Origin of the sequence: Cytobacillus sp. FSL R5-0377, from assembly GCF_038004385.1 — a bacterium.
GTDB lineage: Bacteria > Bacillota > Bacilli > Bacillales > Cytobacillaceae > Cytobacillus.
Window position 1 is genome coordinate 2,760,123 of sequence record NZ_JBBORA010000001.1, and the last position, 13,128, is coordinate 2,773,250.

The following is a 13,128-nucleotide window of genomic DNA, read 5'->3' on the forward strand; positions in this document are numbered from 1 at the left end:
ATGGAGGTTCTTTTTTGTTGGAATATTGCTTGCTTAATTGTGGTTGATGCAAACCCTATCCGGAATGGGCCCTCAATTAACTTCGTTCATTAGTAAATCAGCACTATTATTATCCAATATTTGCAATTATCCCTATAAAAGTATATTTATTGAAATTAATCAGAAAAATATCTTCTGGTCCTAAAAGTCTAGCAAGCGCCTCTTATAGAGGTCTTATTCCTTATTAAAAAATATGAATATTTTCTCATTTTTACTTATTTACTCAATTTTTACAAATATCAGATTGTATGCCAAATAGAAGAGTGATTTACTAGAGTGGTAGTACGTGAAAACGCTTTAAAATAAGGAAATAGGAGAGGATCTCATGATTAAAAAGCAGCGAATAAAGTTAATTAGCTTTATTAGTGTTTTTGCTTTAATTCTTAGTCTATTTAGCCCCTTTGCCAAAGCTAGTGCAGAAGACGTGAAGTCAGTGGCAGAAGCGATTGCGGATAATAGCGGAACAGCAACAGTAGAAGGGTATATTGTTGGAACGACTGCAAATGGGCCGAAATATACCCATACGGGACCATTTACAGTTAATACAAATTTGGCCATTGCCGATTCTCCAAGTGAAACAGACCCAAGCAAAATACTGCCGGTTCAATTGCCGAATAATTCTATTAGAACAGAGCTGAATTTAAAGGACAACCCTGAGAATCTGGGGAAAAAAGTACAAATTACAGGCTCACTTGAAGCATACTTTACAGCTCCAGGTTTAAAAAGCCCAACAGCTTATACGTTTGTAGAAGATACGGGAACTCCACAGGTTTCAGCGGTAACAGCTTCCCCTGAGGGTGGTCCTGTTAAAGCTGGAACAGCAGTAGAACTATCGTCTTCCACTGATGGGGCTGTAATCCATTATACAGTTGATGGAACAGAACCAACTGCTGAAAGCACAGTATATTCTGATCCCATCCTCATTAATGAAGAGACAACAATCAAGGCGATAGCTGTCAAAGACGGTTTAACAGACAGTAAGGTATCCGTATTTCAGTACATGATTGGGCTCGAAGATTTGCGCATTCATGATATTCAGGGTGCAGGCCACTATTCTCCATATGCGAACCAGCAGGTTTCAGATGTTGAAGGAATTGTCACTAAGGTAGTGGACAGCAGCAATTTCTACATGCAGGATCAGCAGCCTGATGAGGATAAAAAAACATCAGAAGGAATTTTGGTTTATAAAAAAGGACACGGTGTATCAGCAGGAGATGTGGTATCCGTTTCAGGACAGGTGAAAGAGTGGGTGCTTGACGGCTATGCTGAAAAGCTTGAGACAGATTTGCCTGTAACCGAAATTAATGCTTCAGCCATCCATAAAATAGCGTCAGGCCAGGAGCTTCCGGCTCCTGTCATTCTGAGTAAAGAGAACCTGCCAACTGAAGTGATCGATAACGATGAGTTTGGTGAATTTGATCCGGAAGAGGATGGAATTGATTTTTTTGAAAGCCTGGAAGGAATGCTTGTACAGGTGGACAACGCAAAAGTAGTTGCCCCGCAAAATTATGGTGAACTTTCAGTCGTCCCTGGAGATGTGGCTACAAACACATCAGCTGGCGGACTTCGCATTTCAGAATCCGATTTTAACCCGGAAAGAATTACTTTGGATATTAATGATGATAATTTTGTTGCCAAAATGGGCGACAGCTTCAAAGGCAGCATCCAGGGGGTCGTCAGCTACGGCTTTAGCAACTATAAAGTACTAAGTGATGCAGACTCATTGCCGGAATTTGTTGAAGGTTCGGCAGTAAGGGAAGAAACAATCCTTGATAAGGAAGAAGACCAATTAACCATCGCGTCTTATAATGTGGAGAATTTCTCAACCAAAACGGATGCGGAAAAGGTTACGAGATTAGCAGAAGCAATTGTTGACAACATGAAGCAGCCGGATATTATCGGCCTGACAGAAGTACAGGATAATGATGGACCAACAGATAGCGGCACAACAGAAGCGGACCAAAGTGCTGCGTTATTAATTGCAAAAATTAAAGAGCTTGGCGGTCCAGCCTACACATACACAGACATCGCTCCGATAGATAAACAGGATGGCGGTCAGCCTGGAGGAAACATCCGTGTCGGCTTCCTTTATAACGCAGAACGGGTAACCTTAGCCCCGGGTGAAAAAGGGTCAGCAACTGATGCAGTTGATTTTGAAAACGGCAAACTGACACTAAACCCAGGACGCATTGATCCAACTAATGAAGCTTTTGAAAATAGCCGTAAAGCATTAGCGGCGCAGTTCGAATTCCAAGGCGAAAGCGTCATTGTAGTAGCTAATCACTTTAACTCAAAAGGCGGAGATCTTCCGTTATTCGGTAAGGTGCAGCCGCCTGTCTTAAGCAGTGAAATCCAGCGCATGAAAATAGCTAACGTGGTGAACGGCTTTGTAAAGGGTGTTAAAGCTGAAGACCCTGATGCTAATATCGTCCTGCTTGGCGACTTTAACGATTTTGAGTTCTCCAAACCTTTACAGGCTCTAAAGGGCGCGGAACTGACGAATTTGATTGAAAAAGTTCCTGCAGAAGAGCGCTATACTTACAACTATCAGGGAAATGCACAGGTGCTGGATCATATTTTAGTATCCAACAACCTGGCCAAGAAAACAGAAGTGGATATTCTTCATATTAACTCTGGCTTCATGGAAGAGCACGGCCGGGCGAGTGACCATGACCCTGTCCTGATTCAGACAAGCCTAAAGCCTGCAGCCAAGCCGGAAGAGCCTAAATATGATCATATTTTCAATCTGGTAAACTATCATGCAAAGAAATTCGTGGCAGGGCCACATAATGCATTAGTTATTATGGATGGAAGCTCCCGCCTCTCAGAAGGCCTATGGCTGAAAAAATCAGCTGCAGTTAAAGGAGAAGGCCTTAAACATACAAAAGTCGTCATCAGCTCCGCCAACAAAGGGGCAGTTGTGGATCTGACAGGATCTGAAATCAAAGAAGTTATGATCGAAAGTGACAAAGTCGTGGAAATCCGCGGTGCTGAAAATGTGCAGAAATGGACACTTGGGAAAAAAGCGGATCCATCTCATATCATTTTCAAAGATTCGGACGGGGAGATAATGGAGTCTCCTTATGAGGATGAGAAAGCGGCGTAACAGTGGAGCCGGAGTGCAGCAGCTCCGGCTTTCAATCCGAAAATTGAAAGGAGCATATTATTATGAAATTACCTATCAAAGTATTATCTACAGTAGCCTTATCAGCAGCATTAACAATGTCTGCAGCCGTTCCTGCAGGTTTAGTTTCAGCAGATGAGACTTCAGCTTCAAATTTCACGCTTTCGCTAATGCATACCAATGACTCACACGCAAATATGGATAGTGCCGCAAAAAAAGTGACGGCGGTAAAGGAAGTAAGAGAAGCAAAGCCGGAAGCATTGCTGGTTGATGCAGGAGATGTTTTTTCCGGAACTTTATATTTTAATAAATTCCTTGGGCAGGCTGATCTTGAATTTATGAATCTTATGGGCTATGACATTATGACTTTTGGTAATCATGAGTTTGACTTAGGTTCGAGTGCAGAAGGACACAAAGCACTGGCTGACTTCATAAAAGGTGCACAATTCCCATTGGTCAGTTCAAATGTGAACTTCTCTGAAGATGCCAACCTGCAGGGGTTATTCAGTGATCTTATATCGAGTGAACCTGATGATGGAAAAATATATAATGGCATCATTAAAGAAGTGAATGGCGAAAAAGTAGGATTCTTTGGACTAACGACAGCTGAAACAGCAAGCATATCCAGTCCAGGCAATGTTACCTTCGAAAATTATCTTGAAGAAGCAGAAAAAGCTGTAGCAGCTTTCGAGGGCATGGGAATCAATAAAATAGTGGCTGTAACTCATATTGGCTATGATGATAACCCAAATGTGGATAATGATTTAACTTTGGCTGCTCAGGTAGATGGGATTGATGTGATCGTGGGAGGACACAGCCATACGCAATTAGATGAGCCGGTGGTTGTGGCAGCGGACGAAACGGGTGCAGCAAAGGATCCTACTGTCATTGTTCAAGCAGGTCAGTACAATAATTACCTCGGGACATTGGATGTACAATTTGACGAAGCAGGAAAGGTAGTTGGGCATGCAGGCCAGCTTATTAAAATAGCGGATAAAGCAGAGGACCCTGAGGCAGCAGTGCTTCTTGAAAAATATTCTTCACAAATAGAAGAATTAAAAAACACGGAAATCGGAGCAGAAACCCTGGCTGCCCTTGAGAATCCGCGTACAAGCGGAGACAACACAGGACCAAGTGTACGAAAAAATGAAACACCATTGGGCAATCTGATTACAGACGGCATGCTGGCAAAAGCCCAGCAGTATAACAGCAACGTCGTCATGGCTCTCCAAAATGGAGGCGGCATTCGTGCAGGTATTGATGCAGGGCCGATCACAGTTGGCGAAGTAATCACTGTTCTGCCATTCGGCAATACATTAGCCACAATGGAGCTAACAGGAACAGAATTAAAAGAGGCATTTGAAATCAGCGTAGGACAATATCCGGCAGAAAACGGCGGATTCCTGCACGTGTCAGGTGCAAAAGTAAAATTTGATTCTGCCAAGCCTGCTGGCGAGCGTGTTGTTTCAATTGAATATAAAAATGAACAGGGCACTTACACTGAAATCCAGGACAATCAATCCTACACAATCGCTACGAATGCATTCACAGCCAAAGGCGGAGATGGATATACAGTCTTCGCAAAAGCATACCAGGAGGGCAGGGTAACAGATCTTGGACTGTCTGACTGGGAAAACTTTGCCGACCACCTATCCGGCCTGGGTACTATCACACCCGCAGTGGAAGGGCGTATTGTAGATGTGGACAGCCTGCCTCCTGTAACAGAGCTGGAATTTGAAAAGGAATATAATCTTACTGATGGTAAAAAGAAGAAATTAGTAGTGAATAAGATTTCTTTTATTAATGTGGAAAAAACAGCAGAGATTAAAAATGGCATCTGGCTCAAAAATTCTGCTGTCCTGCAGGGGGAGGGCCTTAAGAATGTGAGTGTCCGTGTAACACCTAAGAAAGAGCCAATCATCGTTGACTTTACCGGTGCAGAAGTGAAAGAAGTTATTATTGAGAAAAGCGATTTAGTGGATCTTAGAGGAGCAGAAAACATAAAAAAGCTAGTTATCATAAATAGATAGGTAATCAGAATGGCAATTTGAACTGCACACCATGGCTGGTGTGCGGTTTTTTTAATATTGATTCCGCGACAGCCTGATTACCAAAATTGAAGTGACCGATGTCTCAAAGAAAAAACAAGACTTTACATATAAGTAATTATGCCTCATTCATTTGATATAATAAATACAGTTCTAGATTGAGCGAGGTGAGAATGGATGCGCTTTGAAGAACGTGTACATAAATATGAATATAAGCTAAATGATACGGATGACCAGATTATTGAATATATCCTCCAAAATAAGCCTGAGTTTGTTAACAAATCAATCCAAAGTTTGGCTGCCGCATTTTTCACTGTTCCCAACACCATCACCAGGCTTTCAAAAAAGCTGGGGTATGACGGTTTCTCACATCTTAAGAATAGTATTAAAGATGAAATTAATACTTCTAATGTTGTGAATGAAGAAGGTTCCTACTATCTAATCCAAAAGACATTTGAACTTTTGGATATGGAGCAAATAGAAAAAATCAGCAAATTAATACATGATGCCAAACATGTTCTTTTCTTTGGGGTGGGGGATTCAGCTGATTTTTGTGAGATGATGGTCCGGAATTTGCGCGTGGCTGGAAAAGGTGCTGAATTTTCTATTCATCGCCATGAAGTGCTTCACAGAATCGAAGAAATGAATAAAAAGGATGTGCTCTTTTTAATCAGTTTATCTGGTGAAACCGAGCAGGTTCTTGAAATGGCTGAGCAAGCAAAACCGAGAGGAATTACAATCGTGTCACTGACTCATTTTAGCCGTAATTCCTTGGAGAAATTAGCTTCCTTCAATTTATACTGCTACTCTCCCAAAAAAGTAATGAACGGGTACAATATTACAGATAAAACACCTCTTATGGTGGTTCTGCAGGCGATTTCTCAACTTTATTGGGACCATTTCTAAAAGATGTGTATAAATACACATGAAAACGCTTTATAGAATAGTGTCCGTGTAAAAATAAGAAGAATTCATCTTCTTATTTTTTTTTTGATAAGATTGGAACCATAAATGAAAGTGCTTTCAAATACCGATTTTAGGAGGTAATCCTTATGCTGCTTCAAGCACTTACCTCACCAAGCTTAATCAGTACCGGAGACTCATTCCAATCAAAGCAGGAAGCTATTAGGTACTTAGTCAAACAGCTGGGTGACGCGGGAAAATTAGCGAATAAAGAAGAATTTCTTCAAGCTGTATTAGATAGAGAGAAGCTTTCGCCGACAGGCTTTGAAGGCGGACTTGCTATTCCTCATGGGAAGTCTGCATCTGTTAAGGAGGCGGCTTTTGCCATTGCAGTTCTCAAGACCCCGTTAGCAGACTGGGAAAGCATTGATCCGAACAACAAGGTTCAGCTGGTCATTTTGCTGGCCATTCCAGAAAGGGAAGCTGGTTCCACCCATTTAAGTTTGCTATCTGAGTTTGTTACACGTCTATCAAATGAATCATATAAAAACGGATTACTGCAAGCAAAAACTAATACAGAATTGTTTGAACGGCTTGATAAAACAGAGGATGTTCATAGTAGTGCTGCTGAAAATAAATTAGATAAAACCGTATTAGCAATCACAGCTTGTCCGGCAGGCATTGCCCATACCTATATGGCTGCTGAAGCATTAGTCAAGGCAGGAAAAGAAATGGGTGTTGATGTTTTTGTTGAGAAGCAGGGGGCAAATGGTATTGAAGACCGGCATACAGCGAAACTTCTAAAAAAGGCAGATGCCATTATTTATGCCAATGATGTGGCAGTAAAGGAAGAAGACCGTTTTGCTCACCTGCCTAAAGTCAAAACATCTGTAGCAGCGCCGCTTAGAAATGCTAAGAGCCTTCTGCAGGAAGCGTTGGATAAAGCGGAAAAGAATCCGAAAAAAGAATATATCCCGGATCAGGGAAGTGATTCCGCTGGTGAAGAAAGTGGCGAAAAGTCATTTAAGTCTGAGATCAAAGACTCGATTTTAACAGGTATTTCTTATATTATTCCGGTTATTGTTGCAGGCGGAATGACATTGGCCGCAGCCGTTTTAATCTCGCAGGCTTTTGGGCTGCAAGATGTATACGCAGAGGAAGGCTCCTGGCTATGGCTTCTTAGACAGCTTGGCGGAGGGCTTCTTGGCCAGCTGATGATTCCGATCTTAGCCGCATACATGGCATACTCGATTGCCGATAAGCCGGCACTGGGACCTGGTTTTGCAGCAGGTGTAGCCGCCAACCTGATTGGCAGTGGTTTCCTCGGAGGGATGCTCGGTGGTTTCCTTGCTGGATTCTTCTTAAAGTATTTAAAGAAAAAGGTACAGCCTAAAGGCACATTTGCAGGGTTCATCAGTTTCTGGGTTTATCCAGTTGTCGGAACACTTGTGGTCGGATCCATTATGCTATTTGTTGTCGGAGAGCCGCTGGCATTATTGAATCAGGGCTTAATTAACTGGCTGGACAGCTTATCTGGTGCAAATGCTATTTTATTAGGAGCCATTCTTGGTGCCATGGTTTCGTTTGACCTGGGTGGACCAGTGAACAAAGCAGCCTATACGTTCTGTATTGGTGCGATGGCAAGCGGGAATATTGTCCCGTATGCCGCGTTCGCTTCAGTCAAGATGGTTTCGGCTTTTTCTGTGACGGGCGCGACTATTATTGGGAAAAAGTACTTTACGAAACAGGAACAAGAAATAGGAAAGCAAACATGGCTGCTTGGACTGGCCGGCATAACGGAAGGGGCGATTCCATTTATGATCAATGATCCTTTACGCGTAATCCCTTCTTTAATTGCAGGTTCGGCAGTAACTGGAGCTATCGTTGCTTACTTTAACATCGGCTTGAATGTGCCTGGAGCCGGTATATTCTCTCTCGCCCTTGTTCAAGGTCAGCCTATTTTTATCGCAGCCAGCATTTGGCTCGGAGCAGCATTGCTTGGAGCTCTGATATCCATGATTTTATTAATTGCAACAAGAAAAAGTAAATTAAGAAAAGATGGCATAACTGTACAAACACAGAATGCTGCATAATATTTAAAGCCTTTTTAGCTATAAAAATAAAAAATGGTACCTAAAGAATACGCTTTAGGTACCATCCTATTTGGAGGACATCATGAAAAAAGTTCATATTGTACCCCATATGCATTGGGACAGAGAATGGTATTTTTCAACAGAAGAGTCACGGATCCTTTTAGTTAATAACATGGAAGAAATCATGGAAATGCTTGAGACCAATCCAGATTACCCCTACTATGTTTTGGATGGCCAGACTTCTATTCTGGAAGACTATTTTGCAGTCAAACCGGAAAATAAAGAACGTGTCAGAAAGTTAGTTCAAGCTGGCAAGTTGATTATCGGGCCATGGTATACCCAAACAGATGAGATGGTAGTTGGGGGAGAATCCATTGTTCGTAATCTCCTTTATGGATTAAAAGATAGTGAAGAATTCGGTTCATCGATGAAAATCGGATACCTTCCTGATTCATTCGGGCAATCTTCACAAATGCCCCAAATCCTAAATGGATTTGATATTAAATTTTCTATCTTCTGGCGCGGAACATCGGAGCGCCATGGCACAGATAAAACGGAATTTTACTGGGAAAGCGATGACGGCTCAAAGGTATTAGTACAGTTATTTCCGCTAGGTTATGCGATTGGGAAATACTTGCCTGAGGATGAAGAGAAGCTTCAAGAACGTATTAATAAATACTTTTCTGTTCTTGATCGCGGAGCGACAACGGATAACATTATCCTTCCGAATGGCCATGATCAGATGCCTATTCAGAAGAATATCTTTACGATTATTGAGAAGCTGCAGCGCTTATATCCAGACCGCGAGTTTTTCTTAAGTAAATACGAAAATGTATTTGATCAACTAGAACAAAATCAAACATTGCCAACCCTTCAGGGCGAATTTCTAGATGGAAGGTACATGCGTGTTCACCGAAGCATCTATTCAACCCGGATGGATATTAAGGCTGCGAATACAAGGATTGAAAACAAGATCACGAATATCCTTGAACCGCTGGCATCCATAGCGTATTCATTGGGATTTGAATACCATCATGGCTTGATTGAACTGATTTGGAAAGAAATCATGAAGAATCATGCCCATGACAGCATTGGCTGCTGCTGCTCGGATAAAGTCCATCGTGAAATCGTCAGCCGCTTCTTCCTGGCAGAAGAAAAAACTGATCAGCTTATTGAATTTTATAAGCGGAAAATTACAGATTCTATTGCCACTGAACGTAAAGAAGATCGCCTGACAGCTTTCAACCTTCTTCCGTATGAACGGGCAGAAGTGGTTACAACGAAGGTGATAACGAAGCTGGATGCCTTTAAACTGGAAGATGGAGAAGGAAACGAAATTCATTTTGAAGTATGCAATAAAGAAATCATGGACCCTGGTCTGATTGATCGTCAGATTGTTCATTATGGAAACTATGATCCATTCTATCAATATACGATTCAATTAAAAGATTCAATTCCTGCAATGGGATATAAGACATACTTTGTGGTTAATGAAGAAAACGATATGAATCATACTATTGCCGAAAAAGAATTAGTAGATACCGACTACTATGAGGTTTCTGTGAATCCGAATGGCACGCTGAAAATTTATGATAAGAAGCTTCAAAAGGAATTCGACAACGTTCTCTTATTGGAAAATGGCGGGGACGATGGAGATGAATATGACTTCTCCCCGCTGGCTGATGAAACTTTACTATACAGCGACGACACCGAGGCTGATGTGAAAGTGCGTCAAAATAAATACGAAGCAAAGCTGGATATTCAGTTGAAAATGGATGTCCCAGGTGATTTGGAAAATCGCAAAAACAAAAAATCAGACAAGTATATAAATATTCACTGGAAGATCACGATTCCAAATCATCAGCCAATCATTAAAGTTGAGGCGGAAATTGATAATCAGGCGAAGGACCATCGTCTTCGCACCTTGATTCCAACCGGCATTGCTTCTTCCTTCTCTGTCTCGGATAACCAGTTTGGGTTTATTAAGCGGGATGTATATGATACTGCGATGGATTACTGGAAGGAGGAAGGCTGGGATGAGCGTCCGGATTCCATCTATCCAATGCTATCGTTTATTGGGTTGTCAGATAATGAGCATGGGATAAGTGTGCTTACGAATAGCACACGTGAATATGAAGTGATAGGGGATCAGTATGATACGATTGCCATTACTTTGTTCCGGAGTATCGGTGTGCTTGGAAAAGAGGAAATGCTCAGAAGGCCAGGTCGTCCATCCGGAATTAAGCTGCCAACACCAGATTCACAAATGCTAGGAAAGCTTACACTCGATTTTGCGATGATAACGCATAAAGGGTCAACCGCATCAGCAAACGTGGGAAGAGCCGCAAAGGAATATACTACTCCTATTGAAACATATAATAAGATTCCTCATAATGCGATGAAGCTGAATCAGGAGGATGTTCACACACCCTTGAGCTTTAGTCTTCTTCAGGAAACAAGCACCACGACAGTCCTTAGTGTTCTGAAAAAAGCAGAAAAAGAAGATGGATTTGTATTAAGGTTCTTTAACCCAACTGACACTGAAAAGAAAGGTTCATTTAGAATAAACCTTACTGTAGATCAGGTTAAAGAAGTAAACTTAAATGAAGATACTCTTTCTCCATTAAGTGTTGAAGACAATCAGTTTACAGTAGCGGCAAAGCAAAACCAATTGAAGACGGTTATGTTCTAACAAAGAATTCACCAATCAGAAGTCTGCTCTTTGTAAAAGGGCAGGCTTTTTCCTCTTTATGCTGTACCCACCTCATTTGATTAGACTCTCAAACAAAGATAAACTTTACCTATATCAAATTTATTAGCAGGTGCAAGAATGAACAATAGACAAAGGGAACTACTTAAAATATTGCTCCTACACGAGGAAGGGGCACTGCAGATAAAGGATTTGGCTGAAGACCTGGATTGTTCTGAGAAAACAGTCCGGAATGATCTGGATCGGCTGGAGGAATTTTTGGAGGAATCAAGGGTCAGTCTTCGGCGCAAGCCTGGTATTGGAATTTCAATTGAAATAGATGAATCAGAACGTAAGGAGATGTTGCGCAGCCTGTTTTCAAATGAGCAGAAAACGGCAGAGGAGCGGCTGTTTGAGATGGCTTTTCAGCTGTTGGCCAGCACAAAGGCCATTACACTTCAGTATTGGGCAGACCGTTACTATGTGCCGAAAACGACTATTAAAAAGGATATTGATACAATTACCTATTGGCTACAGCGTTTTGACCTTGAGGTTGTGTCAAAGCAGCGGATCGGCAGTCTGATTGAAGGGCCGGAGTTAAAGAAACGGAATGCCATGGCACACCTGTCTGAGTTAATACCCACTCTTTCAAATAGAAAAAATATCGTGCTGGACCTATTCTTTTCTTATGAAATTGCGATTGTAAAAGAAGCGCTTAAGTCGCTGCAGGAAAAATACAGTATCGGCTTTACCGCCGAAGCCTTGGATAGCCTGCTTGTTCATGCTTTGATTATGGTTAAGCGGATAAGGCAAAAGTCGCCTGTTTTTGTTCAGGCTTCAGAAAGGGCAACGGCTTTGAACCGAAAAGAATATCAATATGCCATCTGGTTCTTTAAACAGTTAGAAGAGGCATTCGGGCTAAGGTTCCCTGAGGCTGAGAGAATCTATTTTACGTGGCATCTTATCAGTGGAAAGCGGGCAGAAGAATCAGAGCAGATTCTGCAGTACGATCAAGAGTCTAAGGAGGTTGTCCGCCAGCTTGTGCGGATGATGGGAAATCTGACACTCTTTCCATTTGAGGAAGATCCTATTTTGCAAAATGGGCTTGCTGTCCATATGCATTCTGTTATTAGCCGCATTAAATATGGGTTCCCAATCACAAACCCTCTGCTTGCAAATATAAAAAAGATGTATCCCTATATGTTCAGCATGGTAATCCTGGCACTTGAGGAAATGAAAGATAGTATCGGATTGGAAATCCCCGAAGATGAAGCTGCTTATATTGTTCTGCACTTTCAAGCATCTATTGAGCGAATGGAAGGGAATAGAAAAGTGGAGAAAAAGAAGGCGCTGATTGTCTGCCATATGGGCATCGGGATGTCACATTTGCTTGAAGCTAAAATTCAACAGCAATATCAGGATATTGAGATAGTTGCTTGCATTGGCAAAAGGGAGATTACAGATGCCTTGAAGGAGCATAAAGCTGATTTCATCATTTCAACAGTTCCTCTTGAAGAAGAAGACATTGAGTATATCCAGATTTCACCTCTTTTTGGACAAGAAGATAAGAATAAGTTAAGCCGATTTGTGGAGAGGCTTAAGAGGAAAGTAAGCCAGCAGCAGAAGCAAATTAACTTTTCTGCATTTATAGTGCCAGAATTAATATTTTTTAATGTTAAAAAAGAACATAGGTACCAAGTTGTTGAAATGCTGGCAATGGCTCTTTACGATAAAGACTATGTAAGAAAAGAATTTATCCATAGTGCAGTCAATCGTGAAAGGAATTCAGCTACCACAATTGGCGGGGGCATTGCCATTCCTCATGGGGATCCTGCCATGATCTATAAGACCGCTTTAGCGATAGGGATCATGAAGGAGCCAATCGAATGGGGAAATGAACAAGTTTCTCTTGTCTTCATGCTCGCCATTTCAAAAGAAAACCAGGGTGAAATCCGAAATATTATTGGCGGGATTGCCGCGATTAGTGAATCGCCGCATCTTGTTTATGAGTTGATTGCAGCAGAAAATGGTAAAGACTTTTTTAGATTGCTGGAAGAAATGGAATGAAGATAATAAGAATTCGGGCAGTGGAATGACAGTTCCACTGTCTATTTTTATGAAAAAATTCCTTTTTACCGTAAGTTCCGGTAAAAATAAAAAAAATATAAGGACAAGATTAGATTTATTATATAGGAAAGCGATTACATCAGATTTTGACAACCAGGAGGTTAG

The 13,128-nt window shown here is 41.5% G+C and carries 6 protein-coding genes; all 6 read left to right on the top strand.

The features are described 5' to 3' along the window. The first annotated feature begins 364 nt into the window (after window positions 1-364). The 6 genes from NSQ49_RS14240 (at window position 365) to NSQ49_RS14265 (ending at window position 12,963) form a co-directional block, all read left to right on the top strand. Window positions 365-3,145: a DUF6359 domain-containing protein gene (locus NSQ49_RS14240; protein WP_251283404.1), complete on the top strand. Its 2,781-nt coding sequence runs from the start codon at window positions 365-367 to the stop codon at window positions 3,143-3,145. 62 nt (window positions 3,146-3,207) lie between these two features. After that, on the top strand, window positions 3,208-5,193 hold the full coding sequence (locus NSQ49_RS14245) for a bifunctional metallophosphatase/5'-nucleotidase (RefSeq protein ID WP_159863174.1): 1,986 nt from the start codon (window positions 3,208-3,210) through the stop codon (window positions 5,191-5,193). Between the two features lie 195 nt (window positions 5,194-5,388). Continuing rightward, entirely contained in the window at window positions 5,389-6,117 is a 729-nt protein-coding gene (locus NSQ49_RS14250) for a MurR/RpiR family transcriptional regulator (RefSeq protein ID WP_251283403.1), read from the top strand. 146 nt (window positions 6,118-6,263) lie between these two features. Continuing rightward, entirely contained in the window at window positions 6,264-8,207 is a 1,944-nt protein-coding gene (mngA, locus tag NSQ49_RS14255) for a PTS 2-O-a-mannosyl-D-glycerate transporter subunit IIABC (RefSeq protein WP_251283402.1), read from the top strand. Window positions 8,208-8,289: 82 nt separating this feature from the next. Next, a complete protein-coding gene (mngB, locus tag NSQ49_RS14260; protein ID WP_251283401.1) occupies window positions 8,290-10,899 on the top strand; it encodes a mannosylglycerate hydrolase in 2,610 nt (869 codons plus the stop codon). Window positions 10,900-11,037: 138 nt separating this feature from the next. Next, entirely contained in the window at window positions 11,038-12,963 is a 1,926-nt protein-coding gene (locus NSQ49_RS14265; protein ID WP_251283400.1) for a BglG family transcription antiterminator, read from the top strand. Window positions 12,964-13,128 lie beyond the last annotated feature (165 nt).